This window comes from Citrobacter telavivensis (assembly GCF_041807075.1).
In the GTDB taxonomy this organism is placed as follows: domain Bacteria; phylum Pseudomonadota; class Gammaproteobacteria; order Enterobacterales; family Enterobacteriaceae; genus Citrobacter_A; species Citrobacter_A telavivensis.
This window is the reverse complement of record NZ_JBGUBF010000002.1, coordinates 282,103-304,379: the sequence shown is the minus strand read 5'-3', so window position 1 is coordinate 304,379 and position 22,277 is coordinate 282,103. Positions and strand designations below refer to the sequence as shown.

The window sequence follows — 22,277 nt, the reverse complement described above, 5'->3', positions numbered from 1 at the left end:
ATTACAGGAAAGGAAAACTGACATGTCGACACTTCGCCTGCTTATTTCTGACTCTTATGACCCCTGGTTTAACCTGGCGGTTGAAGAGTGTATTTTCCGTCAAATGCCCGCCACGCAGCGCGTGCTGTTTTTGTGGCGCAATGCCGATACGGTCGTCATTGGTCGGGCGCAAAACCCGTGGAAAGAGTGTAATACCCGGCGGATGGAAGAGGACAACGTGCGTCTGGCGCGTCGCAGCAGCGGCGGTGGCGCGGTGTTCCACGATCTCGGCAATACCTGTTTCACCTTTATGGCCGGGAAGCCGGAATACGACAAGACCATTTCAACGGCAATTGTCCTGAACGCGCTTAACGCGCTGGGCGTTGCGGCAGAAGCCTCCGGGCGTAACGATCTGGTGGTGAAAACGGCGGATGGCGACCGTAAGGTTTCCGGCTCTGCCTATCGCGAAACCAAAGATCGTGGTTTTCATCACGGTACGCTGTTGCTGAATGCGGATCTCAGCCGTCTGGCAAATTACCTGAATCCGGATAAAAAGAAACTGGCGGCCAAAGGGATTACCTCCGTTCGTTCGCGAGTCGCGAATCTCACCGAACTGCTGCCGGGGATCACGCATGAACAGGTTTGCGCAGCGGTGACCGAGGCCTTTTTCACGTATTACGGTGAGCGCGTTACGCCTGAGATTATTTCTCCGGACAACACGCCAGATCTGCCGAACTTCGCCGAAACCTTTGCCCGCCAGAGCAGTTGGGAATGGAACTTCGGTCAGGCACCGGCCTTTTCACATCTGCTGGATGAACGTTTTGCCTGGGGAGGCGTTGAACTGCACTTTGACGTTGAGAAAGGACACATCACCCGAGCCCAGGTCTTTACCGACAGTCTCAATCCGGCACCGTTAGAGGCGCTGGCGGGACGTTTGCAGGGCTGTTTGTATCGTGCGGATAGGTTGCAACAGGAGTGCGAGGCGCTGCTGGCCGATTTCCCGGAACAGGAAAAAGAGCTGCGGGAATTGTCGGCGTGGATTATGAAAGCGGTTCGATAATATCAATGCGGTTTGTAGGCCGGGTAAGGCGAAGCCGCCACCCGGCTTTTTTGCCCGGTGGCGCTACGCTTACCGGGCCTACACTGTCCTGAACGAAAATTACGCTTTATCGCCCAGCAGAACGGATTCCAGCGCGATTTTGATCATGTCGTTGAACGTGGTTTGACGCTCAGCCGCCGTGGTCTGCTCGTGAGTACGGATGTGGTCAGACACGGTGCAGATAGTCAGCGCTTTCGCACCGAATTCTGCCGCCACGCCGTAGATACCCGCCGCTTCCATTTCCACGCCCAGGATGCCGTACTTTTCCATGACGTCGAACATTTCGCCGTCTGGAGAGTAGAACAGATCCGCAGAGAACAGGTTGCCGACGCGCGCGTCCACACCCAGTGCTTTCGCCGCTTCAACCGCGTCACGCACCATGCCGAAATCAGCAATCGCGGCAAAATCATGGTCTTTGAAACGAATACGGTTCACTTTGGAATCGGTGCAGGCCCCCATACCAATCACCACGTCACGCAGTTTCACATCGGCACGCACGGCACCACAGGATCCTACGCGAATGATTTTCTTCACGCCGAAATCGGTGATCAGTTCTTTGGTGTAGATGGAGCAGGACGGGATACCCATACCGTGACCCATCACGGAAATCTTACGACCTTTGTACGTCCCGGTGAAACCTAACATGCCGCGAACATTGTTTACTTCGCGCACATCTTCAAGGAAAGTTTCCGCAATGTGCTTTGCGCGCAGCGGGTCGCCCGGCATCAAAACAACATCTGCGAAATCGCCCATTTCTGCATTAATATGTGGGGTAGCCATCTTCAGTTCCCTTTTAATTTGAGTTTCTTTACCCGGCGGCGCTTCGCTTACCGGGCCTACGGTTTTGTAGGCCGGGTCAGGCGCAGCCGCCACCCGGCAATGACCTTAGAACATGGCTTTGCCATATTCCATGTCGGACGTACCAAAGTATTTCGCCAGCGTCTGACCGATATCCGCAAAGGTTTCACGGTGACCTAACGAGCCCGGTTTCACTTTCGGGCCGTACACCAGCACCGGAATGTGTTCACGGGTATGGTCAGTACCGGTCCAGCTCGGGTCGCAGCCGTGATCGGCGGTCAGGATCAGAATGTCATCTTCACCCACCAGCTCCATCAGTTCCGGCAGACGGCGGTCGAACAACTCCAGACCGGCGGCATAACCGGCGATATCGCGGCGGTGGCCCCAGGAGGAGTCGAAGTCCACGAAGTTGGTGAAGACAATCGTCTTGTCACCGGCTTCTTTCATCTCTTTGACGGTGGCGTCAAACAGCGCGTCCAGCCCCGTGGCTTTCACTTTTTTAGTGATGCCGCAGTTGGCGTAGATGTCCGCGATTTTACCGACGGAAACCACGTGGCCGTCTTTCTCTTCGACCAGTTTCTGCAACACGGTCGGCGCAGGCGGTTCAACGGCCAGATCGTGACGGTTACCGGTACGCTGGAAGTTACCTGCTTTGTCGCCGATAAACGGACGCGCGATAACGCGACCGATGTTATAGCCACCTTCGGTCAGCTCTTCACGGGCGATTTCACACAGCTCGTAAAGTTTATCCAGGCCAAAGGTCTCTTCGTGACAGGCAATCTGGAACACGGAGTCAGCGGAGGTATAGAAAATCGGTTTGCCGGTTTTCATGTGCTCTTCGCCCAACTGGTCCAGAATCACCGTACCGGAAGAGTGGCAGTTACCGAGATAGCCCGGCAGGTTCGCACGTTTGACCAGCTTATCCAGCAGTTCCTGCGGGAAGCTGTTTTCGTGATCGCTGAAATAACCCCAGTCGAACAGCACCGGCACACCGGCAATTTCCCAGTGGCCAGACGGCGTATCTTTACCGGAAGAGAGCTCATGCGCCCAGGCGTATGCGCCAATCACTTCCGCGTTAGCGTCCATACCGGCTGCGATTTTGCCGGTAGACCCTTCATGCGCTTTTACCAGACCCAGGCGGGTAAGGTTTGGCAGATTCAGTGGGCCTTTACGACCTTTGTCAGCCTCGCCTTTGGCACAGGCTTCAGCGATGTGCCCCATGGTGTCGGAACCGACGTCGCCAAAGCGATCCGCGTCTTCCGTCGCACCAATACCAAAGGAGTCCAGCACCATAATAAATGCACGTTTCATCTTGTTCTCCATTCATCTGCGCTGCAAAAAAGCGATCAGATCAGTATATCGCTATTCGGTAATGCGACGATAGACCGTTGGTGTGCTTTCCGGCGCTTTATCGTCAAGGATTATTGCCGCTTTGACGGCTTTCGCCGCCTCCTGCCAGCTGGCTTCATCTTTCGCGTGGATCACCGCCAGCGGACGCTGTCCGTCAACGCTGTCGCCCAGACGGGCCATATCGGTAAAGCCGACGCTGTAATCAATGGTATCCGAAGCCTGGCGACGACCGCCGCCCATCGACACTACCGCCATGCCCAGTGCACGGGTATCCATCGCACTGACGAACCCTTCACTATCAGCATAAACCGCTTTACTGAGCATTGCCGTCGGCAGGTATTTCGCGTAGTTCTCAACGAAGTCGGTCGGGCCTTTCTGGGCGGCAACCATACGTCCAAAGACATCAGCCGCTTTACCGTTATCCAGCACCGCCTGCAGTTTCGCCCGCGCGTCGGCATCGTCTTTCGCCAGGTTGCCGGAAATCAGCATTTCAACACACAGCGCCATCGTCACATCGAACAGGCGTGGATTGCGGTATTCGCCGGTCAGGAACTGCACCGCTTCGCGCACTTCCACGGCGTTACCCGCACTGGATGCCAGTACCTGGTTCATGTCGGTTAGCAGTGCGGTTGTGCGCACGCCCGCGCCGTTGGCCACACCAACGATCGCTTCCGCCAGCGCTTCAGAGAGTTCATAGGTCGGCATAAACGCGCCGCTGCCGACTTTTACGTCCATGACCAGCGCATCCAGCCCTTCCGCCAGTTTTTTCGCCAGAATGGAGCCGGTGATAAGCGGAATAGAATCCACCGTCGCGGTGATATCGCGGGTGGCATAAAAACGTTTGTCCGCCGGTGCGAGCGAGCTGGTTTGCCCGATGATCGCCACACCCACGTCCTTAATGATTTCGCGGAAGCGGTTGTCGTCCGGGAAGATATCAAAGCCCGGGATCGCTTCCAGTTTATCGAGCGTACCGCCGGTATGACCCAGCCCGCGGCCCGAGATCATCGGAATGTAGCCGCCGCAGGCTGCTACCATTGGGCCAAGCATCAGCGACGTCACATCGCCCACGCCGCCGGTGGAGTGTTTATCCACGATCGGTCCGTTCAGATTCAGGCTCTTCCAGTCCAGGACAGTTCCTGAATCCCGCATTGCCATGGTCAGCGAAACGCGTTCTGGCATAGTCATATCGTGGAAGAAAATGGTCATCGCCAGGGCGGCAATCTGCCCCTCAGAGACTGTGTTGTCACGAATACCGTTGATAAAGAAACGAATTTCTTCATCGCTCAGCGCATGACCATCACGTTTTTTACGAATAATTTCTTGTGCGAGAAACAAGGGAACCTCCATGGGGAAAAGAGTTTGCAGGCGGTTTTGCCGGATGGCGGCTAACGCCTTATACGGCCTACGGTGATATGTCGTAGGCCTGATAAGCGAAGCGCCATCAAACACTTAGCACCTTAGTAGCTGCTTGCGCTTTTACCGTCGCCGTGACCCAGCGCTTTCAACAGGCTTGCCAGCAGACTGGATGCGCCAAAACGGTAGTGACGGGAATCCGCCCAGTCAGCGCCAAACAGTTCGTCAGCAATAGCGAGGAACTGCTGAGCGTCTTCTGCACTACGCACGCCGCCTGCCGGTTTGAAACCCACGGTTTTGGATACGCCCATATCGCGGATCACTTCCATCATGATGCGTGCACTTTCCGGCGTGGCGTTCACTGGCACTTTACCGGTAGAGGTTTTGATGAAATCCGCACCGGCTTTAATCGCAATTTCTGATGCTTTACGAATAAGTCGCTCTTCTTTCAGCTCACCGGTTTCGATGATCACTTTAAGCAGTACGTTTGCCGCCGCACAGGCGTCTTTACAGGCTTTCACCAGATCGAAACCGACCTGTTCGTTACCGGCGATCAGCGCGCGGTACGGGAATACCACGTCCACTTCGTCCGCCCCGTAGGCAATCGCCGCACGGGTTTCCGCCAGCGCGATCTCAATGTCGTCGTTGCCATGCGGGAAGTTGGTAACGGTTGCAATACGGATATCCGGGGTGCCCTGCTCTTTCAGCGTTTTACGTGCAATCGGGATAAAACGCGGATAGATGCAGACTGCTGCAGTGTTGCCGACCGGGGTTTTCGCCTGATGACACAGCGCGATCACTTTTTCATTGGTGTCGTCGTCATTCAGGGTGGTCAGGTCCATCAGTTTCAGTGCGCGCAGGCTGCTTGCAGTTAAATCGCTCATAACATTCTCCAACGGCGTCGCCGTATAAAATTTTCACCTTGCGAGTCTGTTAGTATTCTAACATCCACTCGCTATTACACTTCGATATACATCACAGTTAATGAAAACTACGTACAAATTTGCATTACTGTAATGAGATCAACTTCAAATAATCTCCCTTTTCTGTCGCTTTCTTCTCCACTCAGGCGCATCAGGATCAAAGTGCTGACAGCACATCTTTCTACAATGACATGATGATCTTCGCCCGATAAAGGAATCACGATGCCCACGCCCCATGAAACCGCGCTGCAACAACGTTGTCAGCAAATCGTCACCAGTTCACACCTCAGTCCAGAACAGAAACACCATTTTCTCGCGCTGGAAGCAGAGAACAACCTGCCTTATCCCGCACTGCCCGCCGGGGCCCGTCAGGCGCTGGACGACGGGGTTATCTGCGATATGTTCGAAGGTCACGCGCCGTATAAACCGCGCTATGTACTTCCCGATTACGCCCGTTTTCTGGCCAACGGTTCAGCCTGGCTGGAACTGGAAGGGGCGAAAGATCTGGACGATGCGCTGTCCCTGCTGACCATTCTGTATCACCACGTGCCTTCCGTGACATCGATGCCGGTTTACCTGGGGCAACTGGATACGCTGCTGCAACCGTATGTTAGAATTCTAACACAAGAAGCGATCGATATTCGAATAAAACGTTTCTGGCGTTATCTCGACAGAACGCTGCCTGACGCATTCATGCATGCGAATATTGGCCCCGCCGATACCCCCATCACTCGAGCCATTTTACGCGCCGACGCAGAGTTAAAGCAGGTTGCGCCTAACCTGACGTTCATCTACGACCCGGAGATAACACCCGATGATCTCCTGCTGGAAGTGGCGAAAAACATTTGTGAATGCAGCAAGCCACATATTTCCAACGGGCCGATAAATGATAAAATTTTCACAAATGGCCACTATGGCATCGTCAGCTGTTACAACTCTCTGCCCCTTGCCGGCGGCGGCAGCACGCTGGTTCGTCTCAATCTGAAAGCCATTGCCGAGCGCAGTACCTCTGTCTATGACTTCTTTAACCGCACGCTGCCGTACTATTGCCAGCAGCAAATCGCCATCATCGATGCGCGATGTGAGTTCCTTTATGAAAAATCACATTTCTTTGAGAATAGCTTCCTGGTGCAGGAAGGACTTATCGATCCACAACGTTTTGTACCGATGTTCGGTATGTATGGTCTGGCAGAGGCGGTTAATCTGCTGTGCGAAAAAGCGGGCATGAACGCGCGCTACGGCAAAGATGAGACGGCGAACGATCTGGGCTATCGCATCAGCGCCCAGCTTGCTGATTTTGTTGAAAACACGCCGGTGAAATACGGCTGGCAGCAGCGCGCCATGCTGCACGCTCAGTCGGGGATCAGTTCGGATATCGGTACCACCCCAGGCGCGCGTTTACCCTATGGTGATGAACCGGATCCGATCACCCACCTACAGACCGTCGCGCCGCATCATGCCTATTATCAGTCCGGTATCAGCGACATTCTGACGCTCGATGAAACCATCAAGCGCAACCCACAGGCGCTGGTACAACTCTGTCTGGGCGCGTTCAAAGCGGGAATGCGAGAGTTTACCGCCAACGTTAGCGGCAACGATCTGGTCCGCGTCACGGGGTATATGGTGCGCCTGTCCGATCTGGAAAAATACCGCGCCGAAGGCTCGCGGACCAATACCACCTGGCTGGGTGAAGAGGCCGCGCGTAATACGCATATTCTGGAACGCCAACCTCGTGTCGTGAGTCATGAACAGCAGATGCGCTTTCGTTAGTAAGGTTATTCCTTTCTCCTGTGTGGACGGGCCGGGCAGTCGTCTGGCCCTGTTTCTGCAAGGGTGTAATCTGCGCTGTAAGAATTGCCACAACCCGTGGACGATGGGACGCTGCAATGACTGCGGTGAGTGCGTCCCGCGGTGTCCGCATCAGGCGCTGAGTTTCAATGCCGGTAACGTTGTCTGGCAGGCTGAGGTTTGCGAACAGTGTGACACCTGTTTGCAAATGTGCCCGCAACAGGCGACGCCGATGGCACAGACGATGAGCATTGACGACGTGCTGCGCCAGATCCGCAAAGCTTCACTGTTCATTGAGGGGATCACCGTCAGCGGCGGCGAAGCCACGACGCAACTGCCTTTCGTTGTGGATTTATTTACGGCGATTAAGGCCGATCCGCAGCTACAGTCACTTACCTGTCTGGTCGACAGCAATGGATTGTTGAGCGAAACCGGCTGGGAGAAATTGCTGCCGGTTTGCGATGGCGCGATGCTCGATCTCAAAGCCTGGGATAGCGCACGCCACATTGCCCTCACCGGTCGGGATAACGCGCAGATCAAGCGCAGCATTACGCTGCTGGCACAGCGGGGAAAACTGGCGGAACTGCGTCTGCTGGTGATTCCTGGACAGGTGGATTATATGCAGCACATTGATTCGCTTGCGGTCTTTATTTCGCAATTGGGCAATGTGCCAGTGCGGTTAAATGCGTTTCATGCGCATGGGGTCTTTGGAGAAGCAAGTGAATGGGCGAGCGCTACACCGAACGACGTGCAGCAACTGGCAACGGCATTACAGCAACGCGGCGTGGATAATCTGATCTTTCCGGCGTTGTATTTATGACCTGCCGGATGGCGGCTGACGCCTTATCCGGCCTACAAAAGCTACATATGCCGACCGTAGGCCTGATAAGCGAAGCGCCATCAGGCATGCAACTACTGGATGGTGGGCCAATCAATCGTATGATCGCTTATACATCAAACAATGTGGTCGTATTGCGATACAGTGCGTCAGCAATCAGCTCCGCGGGTTCCGGACGTAATTCGCACAACACCCCGAACACTCTCGCCGCCTGCTCCGGACGATTTGGCTGCCCCTGAAAACCATTCAGCGGCATATCCGGCGCGTCGGTCTCCAGCAGTAGCGCCTCCAGCGGCAGTCGCGCCATCACATCGCGGGTTTTACTGGCGCGCGGATAGGTGATCGTTCCCCCCACCCCAATCTTATAGCCCAGTTGCACAAAACGCTCCGCCTGCTGCAGGCTACCAGCGAAACCGTGCACTACGCCGGTTCGCGGCAGATCCTGACGCTTAAGATGCATAGCCAGCCTGTCATGCGTGCGCCGGGAATGCAGGATTACGGGTAAATCGTAGCGTCTGGCAAGCTGCAGCTGTGCTTCGAGAAACCGTTCCTGCTTCGCGAACTGCGGATCGTCGCGATACAGATCCAGACCGATCTCACCAATAGCAATCACCTTTGCCGGACGCGTCTCCAGCGCATGTTGCAGACGCGCAAGATCCTCATCAGTATGTTGCTCAATCACAATGGGATGCAGTCCCAGTGCGGCATACAGCGGGGAAAAACGTTCCGCCAGCGCCCGCACGCGGGCAAAGTTTTCCGCTGCGGTGGCCGGAATAATGATCTTCTCAACGCCCGCTTCGCCGGCGAGTTGCAGGCTGTGGGCTTCATCCCCCGTGAAAGGAGGGAAGTCAAAGTGACAGTGGGTGTCGATAAAGCGAAAACTCACGCCAGATCCTCATTACTGAATGTCGTATCGTTAGCCTGCGGCGCATCGCTCAGCGCCGCCACATGGGCATCGTTGGCGACCGGTGCCGGCGGAACCACCACCGGCGTCGGCGTGACGGTCGGCAGCAGGTGGCGCGATAACGGCGGCTCAGCTGCCAGCAGTTTTCCCACGGTCGCCAGGAAGTAGCGTCCGCACAGTCGTCCAATTTTATAGTCTTCCCGCAGCGCCGGAATACGACTTCCCAGCGCCATACTTTTCAGCGGCTTCGGCGGGTAAATTTCAAAGATCTTCAGCTTGCCCGGTGGTTTTTCAATGAATCGCTGAATTTCCGTATAACTGGCTTCGTGGTGCTGGACCAGATTGACCAGCGGCTGCAGGCTGCTTTCGCCCAACCAGCGCTCCATCCGCTTGAACCACTGCGGGGTGTAATACATTTGCGAAGGCACCGTGCGGATCACCACCAGCGTTTTCGCCCCCTGCTTCACGGCCTCGCGAACCGGAATTGCATCGCTGATCCCGCCATCGAGATAATTGATCCCCTCCAGCGACACGCCGCTACGATAGAACCCCGGGATCGCACTGGACGCCCGGATCAGATCGAGCCAGTTTTGATTGTTGGGAGAGAAATAGTTCGGCGTGTAGTCATCACCCCGACAGGCACACATGTAGAACGATTTCCCCGTTTCGAACAGGCGCGAGGCGGTATCCATCTGCAATGGCATCTGAGTCGCCGTGGACTCCACCAGCCAGTCGAGATCGATCAGATTCCCGCCACGCACAAAACGTACCGGGTCAAAGAATTCACGTTTGGTGGTATAGCGCATGATGACTTTGCGCCCATAGCCGGGCTGGTTGCACAGATAGGCCGACAAATTTTGCGCCCCCGCTGAAGTGCCGTAATAGAGATCGAACGGATTAAACTGCGCGCGCATGAACTCATCCAGTACACCTGCGGTAAAGATGCCACGCTGCCCGCCCCCCTCGCAGACCAACGCCAGGCGACCCGGTTTAAACGTTCTTAATGACAACGGCGCAATATTGCCGAGCGTGACGGGTATACGCTGCCCCACCTCTGCCTTCCTGTTTTTTATTGTGTAAAGTGCCAAAGTAACGCAAATAGGCGGCGGCTAAAACCGAAAAAGCCAGTCCACCGGACTGGCTTAACAACAAAATCATGGTGTGGTTCAGGCGCTAGGGTCGCTTACGCCCTGTAAACAGGCTGACCAGGAAGAGAATAATCCCGACAACGAAGACAATTTTCGCCGCACCCGCTGCGGTGCCGGCCAGTCCACCAAATCCCAAAGCGGCGGCAATTAACGCGATAACCAGAAATATAATGCCCCAACGAAACATACGCTTCTCCTTTACCATAGTTAATATCGACCGCTTGATATGAGCGCTCAGGCCACTCATTCACGCTATTGTTTGTGTCGTGCCCATGACGTCCTCCGACCCAGGTCGGAGGAGAAAACGAAGACTTACTGCGCTTTCAGATCGTTTTTGACGCTTTTTACGCCATCAACGGCTTTTGCAATGCTCTCAGCACGCTCAATTTGCGCCTGAGAATCGACGGTGCCGGAAAGTTGGACCACGCCATCGGTCGTTTCAACTTTCACTTTGCGGGAAGGAACGATGTCATCCGCCAGCAGTTTCGCTTTGATCTCGCTGGTCGTTGCCGTATCGCCGGCATAGCCTTTCACGGAGTCTGATTTGCTGTCGCGAACGTGGAGTTTGTCGCTGACGGACGTGACGCCTTCAACGCCTTTCGCCACATTCACGGCCTCTTCCGCCTGCGCCTGGCTTTCAACGAAGCCGCTCAGCGTCACCACTTTCTGATCGGTTTTGACGGAAATATCGGTGCTCTTAATGCTTTCATGATCCACCAGTGCCGCTTTCACTTTCGCAGTAATGGCGCTGTCATCCATGAAATTACCGACTTTATTCATAGAGCTATCGACTTTCTGCCCTGCACTTTCTACACCGGATTGCGCTTTATCCATTGTGGTGTTTTCTGCATACGCAGAACCCGTTGCCACAGCGGAGGTCAACATCACGGCCAGCAGAGTTTTAGAAATCTTCAGTCTTGTCATAGTCATCGATTAATTCCTGTATGGTTTGCTCATAATTTGAGCTCAGGCAACATAAGGTTGCATTGCTGAATGTGGTGAAAAATTCACCCAGCTCAGAAGTCAATGGCAGCGGTCACAATCACAAAAGGTGATGATGATGCGCTGACAGGTGGCTCTCTGAGTCAGTTATTAATATCGTGACTACAATAGACATTAGCTTTAAGCACTTAGATTCACGCATTGAACGGTATTTAAAGCCAATATTTATGTCATCACTTTGTTAAATATAGATCACAATTTTGAAAAAGCGCGGCGAAGTGCGCAAAAAACAGGCAGTCATAAGCAAAACAGAGGGATTTAAGAACATTCCGCAACGGGCTAATAAGGCAGGAAAAGTCGCAGGGCGCAGCGGCTGCCACGCCCTGAAGGGGAGATTAGTGTTCGCGCGTCTTGCGGAACTGAACGTCAGGATAACGCTCTTGCGTCAGATTAAGGTTCACCATCGTTGGTGCGATGTAGGTCAGGTTATCGCCGCCATCGAGCGCCAGTTGAACTTCGTTCTTACGTTTGAACTCTTCGAATTTCTTCGCGTCAGCACATTCCACCCAGCGAGCGGTCGCCACGTTGACGGACTCATAAATGGCCTCAACGTTGTATTCGCTCTTCAGACGGGCAACCACCACGTCGAACTGCAGCACACCGACCGCGCCCACGATCAGATCGTTGTTGGCGATTGGGCGGAAGACCTGCACCGCGCCCTCTTCGGAGAGCTGGACCAGACCTTTCAGCAACTGTTTCTGCTTCAGCGGATCTTTCAGGCGAATACGACGGAACAGTTCCGGCGCGAAGTTCGGAATACCGGTGAACTTCATCATTTCACCCTGAGTGAACGTATCGCCAATCTGGATAGTACCGTGGTTGTGCAGACCGAGAATATCGCCCGGATAAGCCTCTTCCACATGCGAACGGTCACCAGCCATAAAAGTCAGCGCATCAGAGATCACCACGTCTTTGCCAATACGGACCTGACGCAGCTTCATGCCTTTTTCGTACTTACCGGAAACGACGCGCATAAATGCTACGCGGTCACGGTGTTTCGGATCCATGTTGGCCTGAATTTTAAAGACGAAGCCGGTGAACTTCTCTTCTTCCGCTTCCACCACGCGAGTATCGGTCTTGCGCGGCATTGGCGCAGGCGCCCACTCCACCAAACCGTCCAGCATGTGATCAACGCCGAAGTTACCCAGCGCGGTACCAAAGAAGACCGGGGTAATTTCGCCCGCCAGGAACAGTTCTTTATCAAACTCGTTAGAGGCGCCCTTCACCAGTTCCAGTTCGTCGCGCAGCTGCTGCGCTAAGTCTTCCCCAACGGCCGCGTCGAGATCCGGGTTATCCAGACCTTTAACAATGCGTACTTCCTGGATGGTATGACCTTTACCCGTCTGATACAGATAGGTTTCATCTTTATAAAGGTGATAAACCCCTTTGAACAACTTACCGCAGCCGATCGGCCAGGTGATCGGCGCACAGCCGATTTTCAGTTCGTTCTCTACTTCGTCCAGCAACTCCATCGGGTCACGGATATCACGGTCGAGTTTGTTCATAAAGGTCAGGATCGGCGTATCGCGCAGACGGGTGACTTCCATCAGTTTACGGGTACGATCCTCGACGCCTTTTGCAGCGTCGATCACCATCAGGCAGCAGTCCACCGCCGTCAAAGTACGATAGGTATCTTCGGAGAAGTCTTCATGCCCCGGGGTGTCCAGCAGATTGACCAGACAGTTATGATACGGAAACTGCATGACGGAGGTGGTAATGGAGATCCCACGCTGCTTTTCCATTTCCATCCAGTCCGATTTCGCATGCTGACTGGAACCACGGCCTTTTACCGTACCGGCAGTCTGGATCGCCTGTCCGAACAGCAACACCTTCTCTGTGATGGTCGTTTTACCGGCATCCGGGTGAGAAATAATGGCAAAAGTGCGGCGCTTGGCCACCTCCTGCAAATAAGGAGACAACGTCATAGTTCATTCTTCTTGAGTAAACGCGGTGTCGCACCGCGCATGTTGAATACGAAAAATTGCGGCTATTTTACCCATCAGCGGGGGGGAGGCAATCAGTGTTTACACAGGAGCTGCTCCAGTTCGTGTAATGACGATACGGTCCACGTCGGCTCGATGCCTTCCGGCTGCTCACGATGATGCGCATTCAGCCAGCAGGTAGAAAGCCCGGCGTTGATGCCGCCGAGAATATCGGACGCAGCGGTATCCCCCACCATCAGCACCCGAGCGCGATCGGGATTGCCCGCCTGCGCCAGGGCGTAATCAAAAATCTTCGGATCCGGCTTTGCCACGCCAACTTCTTCGGAAATGACCAGCAAATCAAAGTAGTCGCGAAGTCCTGTACGTTCCAGGCGGATCTGTTGTAAAGAGGTGAACCCATTAGTAATAATGCCTATTTTGGCTTTGCCGCGAATCGCATTGAGCAGCGAAACGGCTCCCGGCAGCGGCGCACAAATTTCAGCCATCGCATTCATAAAGGCATCATTCAGCGAGCCGGGCTCGACCTTTAACCGTTCAGCCCAGCTCTGGAAGCGGGCATGCTGAAGCTGTAATGACGTGATCGCGCCGTTCTGATAATCCACCCACAGCGGTTTATTTACGGCCTGGTAGTCCTGAAAATCTTCAGCGGTAAAGGTGATGCTGTAATCGAGAAACATCCGCTGTAAGCCAGTAAACGAGTCAAATGTGAACAGCGTTTCGTCGGCATCAAAGAAAATCCAGTCCCACTTCATCATTACACCTTCTTTTACATACTGATTGGCAGTGCCATTATGATGGCGTCCTCACGACCGTCAGCGGTCGGATAATAATTGCGGCGAATCGTTGCCTCGTTAAAGCCTAAGCTTTCATACAATGCGATGGCGGCAACGTTGGAGGCGCGAACCTCCAGCCACAGCGTCAGGACGCCGCGTTTTTCTAACTCATCAATGAGATGTTCCAGCAGCGCTTTCCCGAATCCCCGGCGCTGAAAATCGGGATCAACGGCAATGTTGAACAGCGTAGCTTCATCCAGCACAACCTGCGTAATCGCAAACGCCGCCATTCTCCCTTCTACCGTCAATTGATAGTTGAGATAGCGCTCCCCCTGATTACTGGCAAAAGTGTGTTCGCTCCAGGGAAACGCATGGGCGCGTTTTTCAATCTGAAACGCGGCGGGTAAATCACTCTGACTGAGGGAAGAAATCGTGTTCATGTGTGCAGATTTGTTGCCATAGCGCGGCGCGTGCCGCTGGGTTTGCCCGCAATTCATCAAAAGCCGGCGTTGCAACCTGCGCACCTTCCAGTGACAGCGGCGCTTCTGTGCCCAGCCGCCAACTGTTGCAGCGGCTGCCCTGCGGCAGCATCGCAACGCGTTCCGGCGTCACCTGCAAAACCTGATCGGGGCTCAGGGTTAACGCGCGCAGAATATCGCTTACCAGAGGTTCAGTCAGCGGCGGCAGTATTTCACCTACCATCACCAGACGGACGTGCGCAGGAATGGAAATCGCGATCTCTCCCTGCAACGCGCCGGGGCGACGCAGCGACCACTGGGTAATGCCCAGTTGCTGTAACTGCCAGTCTCGTCGGGTTGTCATAGCGAATCGCTCCTGTATTCAGGGGCGCAAATATAGCAAATTAGTCGAATAGACGCCATCAAACGTCTATAATCGCCCGCTGTATGAATTAAGGAGTTTTCCATGTCTGCTTTAACCCCGGCAAGTGAAGTCTTGCTGCGCCACAGTGATGATTTCGAACAAAGCCGTATTCTGTTTGCCGGAGATTTGCAGGATGACCTGCCCGCACGTTTTGAATGCGCCGCCAGCCGCGTACATACGCAGCAGTTTCACCACTGGCAGGTGCTGAGCCGCCAGATGGGCGACAACGCGCGCTTTAGCCTTGTTGCACAAGCGCAAGACGTTGCCGACTGCGACACTTTTATCTACTACTGGCCGAAAAACAAACCGGAAGCCCAGTTCCAGTTGATGAATATTCTGTCACTACTTCCCGTTGGCACTGACATTTTTGTGGTCGGCGAAAACCGCAGCGGCGTGCGCAGCGCTGAGCAAATGCTGGCCGAATATGCCTCGCTGAACAAAATCGACAGCGCGCGCCGCTGCGGGCTGTATCATGGTCGTCTGGACAAACAGCCAACGTTTGACGCAGAAAAATTCTGGGGCGAATACAACGTTGAGGGGTTGACGATAAAAACCCTGCCGGGCGTATTCAGTCGCGATGGTCTGGATGTTGGTAGTCAGTTGCTGCTGTCCACCCTGACGCCGCATACCAAAGGGAAAGTGCTGGACGTCGGCTGCGGCGCAGGCGTACTTTCCGCAGCACTTGCCAGCCACTCGCCGAAAGTACGTTTAACCCTCTGCGACGTTGCGGCGCCGGCGGTTGAAGCCAGTCGCGCCACGCTGGCTGCAAACGGCATTGAGGGAGAGGTCTTCGCCAGTAACGTCTTCTCCGAAGTGACGGGCCGGTTTGATATGATAATCTCCAACCCGCCGTTCCATGACGGTATGCAAACCAGCCTGGATGCCGCGCAAACTCTGATTCGCGGTGCCGTACGTCACCTAAACAGCGGCGGCGAACTGCGCATTGTCGCTAACGCTTTCCTGCCGTATCCGCAGATACTGGATGAGACCTTTGGCTTCCACGACGTCATCGCCCAGACCGGACGCTTCAAAGTGTATCGCACGGTCATGACTCGCCAGGCGAAGAAAGCGTGATATCACAATGACGGCCATGCGAATGGCCGTTTTTGCAGCAATCACCGCTGCCCCGCGTAATTAACTATTGACGAATAGCTGAAAACCACTAGAATGCGCCTCCGTGGTAGTGATTCTTTTTAAGAATCGATGGTATGCGAAGGTGGCGGAATTGGTAGACGCGCTAGCTTCAGGTGTTAGTGTCCTTACGGACGTGGGGGTTCAAGTCCCCCCCCTCGCACCATAAACCACGTTGATATTGCTCGCACTGGGCGAAGGTGGCGGAATTGGTAGACGCGCTAGCTTCAGGTGTTAGTGTTCTTACGGACGTGGGGGTTCAAGTCCCCCCCCTCGCACCAACGAGGCGATATCAAAAAGTAAGATGACTGTGCGAAGGTGGCGGAATTGGTAGACGCGCTAGCTTCAGGTGTTAGTGTCCTTACGGACGTGGGGGTTCAAGTCCCCCCCCTCGCACCAATTATCTTACATCCCTCTCTGTAGCATTCCCGGTTTTCATCCCTGATTCCAGTTCATCATTACCAGCATCATTCCACCGATCAGCACGACACACGATGGCAGCAACACAAAGTGCCGCAATTGTTTGTGATAGAGCATCACCGGGGTCAGCAATAACCCTAATACAATGATGGCTTTCCATGCCCCGAGAGAAAGATCGGCAAATGCCAGCCCGGTAATGACGATTCCAGGCAGCAATACTCCCCAGCCACTCCCCAGCGCCCGTTGCAACATGGTTTCACCTCTCACATCGATAATGATAACCAATATCATATGACAATCTTTCTCATTTGTCAGCAATCCATACGTCACTTATATGAGCTTTACTCAAGCAATGATGACATGAATTATTTAAGGTGATAAATTGCACAACGGTAAACGTACAGATACAATAATCTGATTCCAGGCAAGCATCTTCTCACCCATTATTTATGTGTCGTGAACAGTGTATGCGACGTGAACAGTGTAATTGTTAGATAAATAATGACGTTAAGATATGACTGCACAATCCTGGCAAACGCTGCGCACTAAAAAGTACCAACTCTCTCTGCGACTCTTTTTGTTTCTCAACGCTATTTCTGCGTTGTTTGTCATTGCTTTTCCTATCTATCCCAGTAAAACCGTCTCCACACCGGTGTCTCTCATCCTTGTGCTGAGCACTGCGTTGCTGACATGGCATGTAAGGTATGCGAAGAAGCGGATTAATCTCCATGTCATCTCAATACTCTTTGGCGGTTTATGGGCAGCGCACATTACGCTGAAATACCAGGCGTTGCAGAATCCTGACTATGCCTTTTTGCTGATCGCACTGCTGAGCGTGTTGTTTATTGGATCAATTGCGTTTGCCAATAACATCGTCGCATTTACCCTCCATTCACTGCCGTCCTTGTTGGCCTGTTTATGTCTGAACGGTAGCGAACACGCTCTACGACTGCTCTATTTTATGGCCCTGCCCATGGCTGGTATTGCCATTCAGCATGTGATTCAAAAGCGCTACGACGATTTCGCCCAGCAACTTATGTTCAAACTGCTCGCCGAAAGAGAGACGCTGACCGACCTGAGTATGCTCGACCCCTTAACGGGATTGTACAATCGGCGAGGACTCCAGCATAAGCTGAAAGCTGTGCTGGAACTGGATACGCATGAGCATTACGTTTTGCTGATCGACATCGACCATTTCAAAGCCTACAACGATCACTATGGGCATATGATGGGCGATCAGGCCCTGATCCGCGTTTCCGCCGCGATCCGCAATGCCGTGCGTTCACGCGATATTGTCGCCCGTTTTGGCGGTGAAGAGTTTATGGTGCTACTGACGGCGAGCGATCCACTGACAGCCCGCGAGGCGGCTGAACGCATCCGGCAGAATGTTTACGATCTTAAAATTCCCCATATGTTCAATGAGAACGTCGCAACGCAGGTCACAATCAGTATTGGTATTGCGCCTCTGGTAGGGGGAGATGTCGAAGAGGCGATTCGTCATGCTGATAAAGCGCTCTATAAAGCGAAAGATCTGGGTCGTAACCATATTTTAGTCAGTGACGATCCGGGTATCGCCTGACACGCCGTAGCCAATTAATGCGCCGTTGAATGTCAGACTGACAAAGATCTTGCTATCGGTTATGCCTGTCGCTAGGATTAGCAATCATTATCATTTAGATTACTATCTAACTCATGGCCTATCGTTCCGCACCGATTATTGACGATGTCATCTGGCGAGGGCATCTCCAACCGCAGATGCCCTCGCTGGCTGAGGCCGTGCGCGCAACCATAGCCCAGACGCGTGAGCATCTGCTGGATTTCATCCGTCTGGATGAACCCGCCCCTCCGAGCGCGATGACACTGGCGCAATGGCGTCGCCCAAGCGAACTCCAGTCTCTGCTGGCAATTTACTCCAATCATATTTATCGCAACCACCCCACGCAGTCGCGCGAAAACAAACCATTACTCTCGCTGTGGGCACAGTGGTACATCGGTCTGATGGTGCCCCCACTGATGCTTGCCCTGCTGACGCAGGAGACGGCAATTGATGTCTCTCCCGAACACGTCCACGTGGAGTTTCACGAGACGGGGCGTGCGGCGTGCTTCTGGATTGACGTGCATCAGGATCGTCTGGCGACGACGCAATCACCGCAGGCGCGCATGGAAACATTGGTTAAGCAGGCGTTGACTCCGGTCATCCAGGCGCTTGAGGCAACCGGAGAAATCAACGGTAAACTTATCTGGAGCAATACCGGCTATCTGATTAACTGGTATCTCACGGAGATGAAACCGCTGCTGGGTGAAGAGTTGTTGAACACGCTGCGCCAGGGCTGCTTCTTTGAAAAGCAGTTGTCCTGTGGTGCTGACAACCCACTCTGGCGCACGGTCGTCCCTCGCGAGGGGATTCTGGTACGCAGAACATGCTGTCAGCGTTATCGTCTGCCGGACGTTCAGCAGTGCGGTGACTGTACGCTGAAGTAATCAGGGAGCGTTCGCCCCCTGATGATTACAACGCAATCTGCTCGTTTTCCGCGTCTGAACGCTGTGCCTCTTCCGCCTCTTGTTCCAGCAGCTGCTTCTCGTACACTTTAAAGAACGGGAAATAGATGACGGCAGAAACGATAGCCAGGAGAACCACCAGAATCGCTGCGCGATAATCCCAACCTAGCGCCCACGCCGCACCGACAGGTGCCGGCGCGGTCCATGGCACCACCGAAATCACGCGACCAATCAGATCCAGTTTCATCGCCGCCCAGGCCAGCACGGCATTCACCATCGGTGCCAGCAGGAAAGGAATAAAGAACACGGGATTCATGACGATAGGCGTACCAAAAATCACCGGCTCGTTAATGTTGAAGATACTGGGAACCACGCTCAGTCGGCCTATCGAGCGCAGATGTACGGAACGACTGCGCAAATAGCAAATCACCAGCCCCATTGTCGCACCCGACCCACCGATCACGATGAAGAATGTCCAGAATGCCTCCATGAAAATATGCGGTAATGGTGCGCCCTGCGCCAGCGCAGTCTGGTTCATACCGAGGTTGGTCAGCCAAAACATTTGCAGCATCCCGGAGACGATCGCCGCGCCGTGAATACCGGCAAACCACAACAAATGGCCAATCAGCACCGCCAGTAAGATCGCTGGCAGAGAATCGGCAGCCGATACCAGCGGTTTAAAAATAGACATAATGGCCTGCGGGATGAGCATGTCGAACTGTGCCTGAATCAGCAGGCTGAGCGGGTACAATGTGAGCACCACCACCAGCACCGGAATCAGGAGATCGAATGAGTTTTTGATCATCGGCGGAACCTGATCGGGTAAACGAATGCCAATGTTATGTGCCTTCAGAAAACGCATCATTTCTACGCAATAAATTGCCACCAGAATCGCCGTAAAAATCCCCGTTCCGCCGAGGCTGTCCACAGGCAGAGTGCCTTTTGTTTTAGGCGCAGCGACCAGTAAGAACGCCATGGTGGAGAGCATGGCGCACATGAACGGATCCAACTGATGTGACTTCGCGTAATGTTTGCCCAGGTTATAGGCAATAGCGGCACAAATATAGATCGACATGATCCCCATGGTCATATCAAAAGGGGTCAGGATCTGCCCTTCAAACTGTTTCGCCATATCCAGCCAGGCCCGGGCAAATCCCCAGGTGGTATCCGGCGAAAACGGAGGATAGGCAAATACCAACAGAAACGATCCGACAATCATAAATGGCATCGCGGAAATAAAGCCGTCACGGATAGACATAACATGACGCTGTGAAGAAATGCGCCCGGCAATCGGGCTGACATAGTTTTCAACAAACCGAAAAATCACATTAAAGACTGCATGGTTGGTAGATTTCATAAGTGGCTCTTTTTATGTGATACAGAGGAAGTGACAACTCCAGTATTAATCGCTCTTTCACAGACTGCAACCGGTTACGGTAACCGGTTTCCGTGATTGTGAAGAGGATCGAAAAATCTCTCATGTTGCTGGTTTGTTACATTAAAATATTTACAGTACAGGGCGACTTATGCCAAATTACACTCGCAGTTTTCTGGAGCGTCGGGGACTGCAGAAATGGTGTCAGGAGAATCGAATGAGTCTGCAATCGGTACGGCAATTTCTGGCCGAACATGCCCCGGATATTGAAATCATTGAATTAAAACAAAGTACCGCGACGGTTGAACTGGCGGCCAAAGCACATAACGTACAGCCCGGACAAATAGCAAAAACCCTTTCGCTGAAGGTGAAAGACACCATCATCCTGGTTGTCGCCAAAGGCGACGCAAGACTGGACAATAAAAAGCTCAAAAGCACCTTCGGTGCCAAAGCGCGCATGCTGAACAGTGATGAAGTCGTCAACGCGACGGGGCATCCCGTTGGCGGGGTTTGCCCTTTCGGGCTGGAAACTCCGTTGCCCGTTTATTGTGACGTCTCTTTACGATCGTTCACCGAAGTCCTTCCGGCAGCAGGAGCCACATATAGCGCCGTGCGTATTGCACCAGAGCGTATGGCTGAACTAACTTCAGCCACCTGGGTTGATGTGTGCCAGTAATCATCCGTTTTTAGCTTTCGCGGCGGTTAAAGCAAAATATCTGCCGCATGCAGTAAACCGGCGTCAGAATTGACGCCCAGTTTCGACATCACGTTAAACTTGTGCGCCCGGATGGTCTTAATATTCCGCGCCAGTTCAATCGCAATTTGCGGCATTGAGTAGCCATTGGACATAAAGCGCAAAATCTCACGCTCAGTTGGACTCAGCATGCGGCTCTGATTGAGATACCAGAGATTGTTGTTACTTTCACTGATCCGCCGCGTGCCGCTTAATGCGGTAAATAACGCCTCCTGCAGCGCAGGGAGCGAGTTTGCCTTACTCAGCACACCATCTAACGGGGAGGGCGACAGTGCGCTGATTAAACGCGCTTCATCATCATCATCCGCAATAACCAGACGACGCATGCCAGGATAGTTTTCAGACAGTTCGGTAAGGCTCATTAGTTCTACCCGCCGGGCTTTTCGGACCGAGGAGAGAGAAAAAATAACGGCAGAAAAGACTGTCGAACTCATCGCCTGTTGAAAATCATCCAGCGTCAAATAGAGATGCAATTTGAATTGGTTATCTGAGGTTGCATTAAATAGATTCTGAATACCAATTCCACTCATAACACATTTTTCTATGAGTGCGACATTTCGCGTACGGTTTCTATTTTCCATTCCGCTGACTCTCCATATACCGAAGGTAAATTCAGCTCTCTGGCTCCCTGAGAACTGTTAATCCATGCATACATTTCCGCATTACTGTGTATTGATAAGCGGCGCATGGCGCTGTTTTTCTGGGCGCTAATAGTTTTATTACTTTTCTTAAGTAACGCCGCAATTTGATTGATCCCCCACCCCTTCCCCAACAGGCGCAGTACTTTTCGCTCCGATAGCGTCAAAAGAATAGCATGGGAACTGAATTCCAGATGTTCTAACGGGGGGGGCGACAACAGCATTTTGCTGATTCGGTCTGGACTGTTATGCCCGGAACGGATAGTGCTTACCAGACTCTCAATTGGTTCGACGTCAGACAGCAGCGTACTGGAGGGGCGTATCAGCAATTCAACCGCCTGCGCGTAATACGCACGTGACACCAGGAAAACCCAATGGATATCACGATATTGAGAAAGGAGTGCGTAGAATCGTTCGCAGACCGTGCGCGGGTGTTGGCATTCACCGGTTAAATCCACGATCGCCAACTCCGCCCGCCGGAGTTGTAGTGGCGTGAGTTCTTCTACCGCACCACAAGCGGTAAGCTCATACTCCGGGAAATGCCGTTGCATAACGCCGTGGAATCCCGCTTGTATAACAGGGACTTTACTGATGACAATTCCGTTTTTGCAGCATCCTGGCAACATATATCCTCCACATTCATATGAATTTATCTGCTATTAACTGGATCGCATGAGTAT

At 53.4% G+C, this 22,277-nt stretch carries 23 protein-coding genes and 3 tRNA genes; 10 read left to right on the top strand and 16 right to left on the bottom strand.

Annotation, left to right across the window (positions count from 1 at the left end):
• Positions 1-22 precede the first annotated feature (22 nt).
• Positions 23-1,039 (top strand): lipoate--protein ligase, encoded by a 1,017-nt coding sequence (gene lplA, locus ACERJC_RS12565; RefSeq protein WP_373671818.1) that lies wholly within the window; start codon positions 23-25, stop codon positions 1,037-1,039.
• Between the two features lie 99 nt (positions 1,040-1,138).
• On the opposite strand, the gene deoD is transcribed toward lplA, so the two are convergent.
• The 4 genes from deoD to deoC all read right to left on the bottom strand — a co-directional run bounded on the left by deoD (position 1,139) and on the right by deoC (position 5,463).
• A complete protein-coding gene (gene deoD / locus ACERJC_RS12560; protein WP_061075292.1) occupies positions 1,139-1,858 on the bottom strand; it encodes a purine-nucleoside phosphorylase in 720 nt (239 codons plus the stop codon).
• 105 nt (positions 1,859-1,963) lie between these two features.
• On the bottom strand, positions 1,964-3,187 hold the full coding sequence (gene deoB, locus ACERJC_RS12555) for a phosphopentomutase (protein ID WP_046487016.1): 1,224 nt from the start codon (positions 3,185-3,187) through the stop codon (positions 1,964-1,966).
• A gap of 51 nt (positions 3,188-3,238) precedes the next feature.
• Complete coding sequence (gene deoA, locus ACERJC_RS12550; protein ID WP_046487019.1) at positions 3,239-4,561, bottom strand: thymidine phosphorylase; 1,323 nt, start codon at positions 4,559-4,561, stop codon at positions 3,239-3,241.
• 122 nt (positions 4,562-4,683) lie between these two features.
• On the bottom strand, positions 4,684-5,463 hold the full coding sequence (gene deoC / locus ACERJC_RS12545; protein ID WP_371895111.1) for a deoxyribose-phosphate aldolase: 780 nt from the start codon (positions 5,461-5,463) through the stop codon (positions 4,684-4,686).
• A 261-nt stretch (positions 5,464-5,724) separates the two neighbouring features.
• Here deoC and ACERJC_RS12540 point away from each other — a divergent pair, with 261 nt between their 5' ends.
• Positions 5,725-7,272 (top strand): YjjI family glycine radical enzyme, encoded by a 1,548-nt coding sequence (locus tag ACERJC_RS12540; RefSeq protein WP_373671817.1) that lies wholly within the window; start codon positions 5,725-5,727, stop codon positions 7,270-7,272.
• Positions 7,247-8,110 carry a YjjW family glycine radical enzyme activase gene (locus tag ACERJC_RS12535; protein WP_373671816.1) on the top strand — a complete coding sequence of 288 codons (864 nt, stop codon included), beginning with the start codon at positions 7,247-7,249 and terminating at the stop codon, positions 8,108-8,110. The genes ACERJC_RS12540 and ACERJC_RS12535 overlap by 26 nt, the downstream gene beginning before the upstream one ends.
• 127 nt (positions 8,111-8,237) lie before the next feature.
• Here the strand turns inward: ACERJC_RS12535 and ACERJC_RS12530 are convergent, their stop codons facing one another.
• From ACERJC_RS12530 to ACERJC_RS12495, 8 genes are all read right to left on the bottom strand, one after another.
• Entirely contained in the window at positions 8,238-9,014 is a 777-nt protein-coding gene (locus ACERJC_RS12530) for a metal-dependent hydrolase (protein ID WP_373671815.1), read from the bottom strand.
• Entirely contained in the window at positions 9,011-10,084 is a 1,074-nt protein-coding gene (locus tag ACERJC_RS12525) for a patatin-like phospholipase family protein (RefSeq protein ID WP_152402084.1), read from the bottom strand. The genes ACERJC_RS12530 and ACERJC_RS12525 overlap by 4 nt, the downstream gene beginning before the upstream one ends.
• Positions 10,085-10,205: 121 nt before the next feature.
• Complete coding sequence (locus ACERJC_RS12520) at positions 10,206-10,367, bottom strand: DUF1328 domain-containing protein (protein ID WP_003019081.1); 162 nt, start codon at positions 10,365-10,367, stop codon at positions 10,206-10,208.
• A 125-nt stretch (positions 10,368-10,492) separates the two neighbouring features.
• Positions 10,493-11,110 (bottom strand): molecular chaperone OsmY, encoded by a 618-nt coding sequence (gene osmY / locus ACERJC_RS12515; protein WP_178826297.1) that lies wholly within the window; start codon positions 11,108-11,110, stop codon positions 10,493-10,495.
• Positions 11,111-11,517: 407 nt separating this feature from the next.
• Complete coding sequence (gene prfC, locus ACERJC_RS12510) at positions 11,518-13,107, bottom strand: peptide chain release factor 3 (RefSeq protein ID WP_178825928.1); 1,590 nt, start codon at positions 13,105-13,107, stop codon at positions 11,518-11,520.
• A gap of 92 nt (positions 13,108-13,199) precedes the next feature.
• A complete protein-coding gene (gene yjjG, locus ACERJC_RS12505; protein WP_178825930.1) occupies positions 13,200-13,877 on the bottom strand; it encodes a pyrimidine 5'-nucleotidase in 678 nt (225 codons plus the stop codon).
• Between the two features lie 14 nt (positions 13,878-13,891).
• Positions 13,892-14,338 carry a ribosomal protein S18-alanine N-acetyltransferase gene (gene rimI, locus ACERJC_RS12500; RefSeq protein ID WP_152402075.1) on the bottom strand — a complete coding sequence of 149 codons (447 nt, stop codon included), beginning with the start codon at positions 14,336-14,338 and terminating at the stop codon, positions 13,892-13,894.
• On the bottom strand, positions 14,307-14,720 hold the full coding sequence (locus ACERJC_RS12495; RefSeq protein WP_152402073.1) for a DNA polymerase III subunit psi: 414 nt from the start codon (positions 14,718-14,720) through the stop codon (positions 14,307-14,309). Before ACERJC_RS12495 ends, rimI begins: the two co-directional genes overlap by 32 nt.
• A 102-nt stretch (positions 14,721-14,822) precedes the next feature.
• Between ACERJC_RS12495 and rsmC the strand changes: the two genes are divergently transcribed.
• From rsmC to ACERJC_RS12475, 4 genes are all read left to right on the top strand, one after another.
• Positions 14,823-15,854: a 16S rRNA (guanine(1207)-N(2))-methyltransferase RsmC gene (gene rsmC / locus ACERJC_RS12490; RefSeq protein ID WP_373671814.1), complete on the top strand. Its 1,032-nt coding sequence runs from the start codon at positions 14,823-14,825 to the stop codon at positions 15,852-15,854.
• A gap of 136 nt (positions 15,855-15,990) precedes the next feature.
• Positions 15,991-16,077: transfer RNA gene (locus tag ACERJC_RS12485), tRNA-Leu, on the top strand.
• A gap of 28 nt (positions 16,078-16,105) precedes the next feature.
• A tRNA-Leu gene (locus ACERJC_RS12480) sits at positions 16,106-16,192 on the top strand.
• Positions 16,193-16,223: 31 nt separating this feature from the next.
• Positions 16,224-16,310, top strand: a tRNA-Leu gene (locus ACERJC_RS12475).
• A gap of 36 nt (positions 16,311-16,346) precedes the next feature.
• On the opposite strand, the gene ACERJC_RS12470 is transcribed toward ACERJC_RS12475, so the two are convergent.
• A complete protein-coding gene (locus ACERJC_RS12470) occupies positions 16,347-16,583 on the bottom strand; it encodes a DUF1435 domain-containing protein (protein WP_084196628.1) in 237 nt (78 codons plus the stop codon).
• A gap of 262 nt (positions 16,584-16,845) precedes the next feature.
• On the opposite strand from ACERJC_RS12470, the gene ACERJC_RS12465 reads away from it, so the two are divergent.
• Both ACERJC_RS12465 and fhuF read left to right on the top strand, forming a co-directional pair.
• A complete protein-coding gene (locus tag ACERJC_RS12465; RefSeq protein ID WP_373671813.1) occupies positions 16,846-17,910 on the top strand; it encodes a GGDEF domain-containing protein in 1,065 nt (354 codons plus the stop codon).
• 113 nt (positions 17,911-18,023) lie between these two features.
• Positions 18,024-18,812 (top strand): siderophore-iron reductase FhuF, encoded by a 789-nt coding sequence (gene fhuF / locus ACERJC_RS12460; protein ID WP_178826210.1) that lies wholly within the window; start codon positions 18,024-18,026, stop codon positions 18,810-18,812.
• A 25-nt stretch (positions 18,813-18,837) separates the two neighbouring features.
• Here fhuF and ACERJC_RS12455 read toward each other — a convergent pair whose 3' ends face one another.
• Entirely contained in the window at positions 18,838-20,187 is a 1,350-nt protein-coding gene (locus ACERJC_RS12455) for a PTS sugar transporter subunit IIC (protein WP_152402065.1), read from the bottom strand.
• Positions 20,188-20,422: 235 nt separating this feature from the next.
• Here ACERJC_RS12455 and ACERJC_RS12450 point away from each other — a divergent pair, with 235 nt between their 5' ends.
• A complete protein-coding gene (locus ACERJC_RS12450; RefSeq protein ID WP_152402063.1) occupies positions 20,423-20,881 on the top strand; it encodes a YbaK/EbsC family protein in 459 nt (152 codons plus the stop codon).
• 26 nt (positions 20,882-20,907) lie between these two features.
• Here the strand turns inward: ACERJC_RS12450 and bglJ are convergent, their stop codons facing one another.
• Positions 20,908-21,540, bottom strand: coding sequence for a DNA-binding transcriptional activator BglJ (gene bglJ, locus ACERJC_RS12445; protein ID WP_373671812.1), 633 nt, complete (start codon positions 21,538-21,540; stop codon positions 20,908-20,910).
• Entirely contained in the window at positions 21,501-22,223 is a 723-nt protein-coding gene (locus tag ACERJC_RS12440; RefSeq protein WP_178826216.1) for a helix-turn-helix transcriptional regulator, read from the bottom strand. Before ACERJC_RS12440 ends, bglJ begins: the two co-directional genes overlap by 40 nt.
• Positions 22,224-22,277: the final 54 nt, after the last annotated feature.

Bases quoted from the DNA above. Each gene is read 5' to 3' on its own strand.
- ACERJC_RS12520 (WP_003019081.1), bottom strand. From the start codon at position 10,367: ATGTTTCGTTGGGGCATTATATTTCTGGTTATCGCGTTAATTGCCGCC.
- osmY (WP_178826297.1), bottom strand. From the start codon at position 11,110: ATGACTATGACAAGACTGAAGATTTCTAAAACTCTGCTGGCCGTGATG.
- deoC (WP_371895111.1), bottom strand. From the start codon at position 5,463: ATGAGCGATTTAACTGCAAGCAGCCTGCGCGCACTGAAACTGATGGAC.
- fhuF (WP_178826210.1), top strand. From the start codon at position 18,024: ATGGCCTATCGTTCCGCACCGATTATTGACGATGTCATCTGGCGAGGG.
- lplA (WP_373671818.1), top strand. From the start codon at position 23: ATGTCGACACTTCGCCTGCTTATTTCTGACTCTTATGACCCCTGGTTT.
- ACERJC_RS12455 (WP_152402065.1), bottom strand. From the start codon at position 20,187: ATGAAATCTACCAACCATGCAGTCTTTAATGTGATTTTTCGGTTTGTT.
- ACERJC_RS12495 (WP_152402073.1), bottom strand. From the start codon at position 14,720: ATGACAACCCGACGAGACTGGCAGTTACAGCAACTGGGCATTACCCAG.
- ACERJC_RS12535 (WP_373671816.1), top strand. From the start codon at position 7,247: ATGAACAGCAGATGCGCTTTCGTTAGTAAGGTTATTCCTTTCTCCTGT.
- deoB (WP_046487016.1), bottom strand. From the start codon at position 3,187: ATGAAACGTGCATTTATTATGGTGCTGGACTCCTTTGGTATTGGTGCG.
- yjjG (WP_178825930.1), bottom strand. From the start codon at position 13,877: ATGAAGTGGGACTGGATTTTCTTTGATGCCGACGAAACGCTGTTCACA.
- prfC (WP_178825928.1), bottom strand. From the start codon at position 13,107: ATGACGTTGTCTCCTTATTTGCAGGAGGTGGCCAAGCGCCGCACTTTT.
- deoD (WP_061075292.1), bottom strand. From the start codon at position 1,858: ATGGCTACCCCACATATTAATGCAGAAATGGGCGATTTCGCAGATGTT.
- rsmC (WP_373671814.1), top strand. From the start codon at position 14,823: ATGTCTGCTTTAACCCCGGCAAGTGAAGTCTTGCTGCGCCACAGTGAT.
- ACERJC_RS12470 (WP_084196628.1), bottom strand. From the start codon at position 16,583: ATGTTGCAACGGGCGCTGGGGAGTGGCTGGGGAGTATTGCTGCCTGGA.
- bglJ (WP_373671812.1), bottom strand. From the start codon at position 21,540: ATGGAAAATAGAAACCGTACGCGAAATGTCGCACTCATAGAAAAATGT.
- ACERJC_RS12540 (WP_373671817.1), top strand. From the start codon at position 5,725: ATGCCCACGCCCCATGAAACCGCGCTGCAACAACGTTGTCAGCAAATC.
- ACERJC_RS12465 (WP_373671813.1), top strand. From the start codon at position 16,846: ATGACTGCACAATCCTGGCAAACGCTGCGCACTAAAAAGTACCAACTC.
- ACERJC_RS12440 (WP_178826216.1), bottom strand. From the start codon at position 22,223: ATGTTGCCAGGATGCTGCAAAAACGGAATTGTCATCAGTAAAGTCCCT.
- rimI (WP_152402075.1), bottom strand. From the start codon at position 14,338: ATGAACACGATTTCTTCCCTCAGTCAGAGTGATTTACCCGCCGCGTTT.
- ACERJC_RS12450 (WP_152402063.1), top strand. From the start codon at position 20,423: ATGAGTCTGCAATCGGTACGGCAATTTCTGGCCGAACATGCCCCGGAT.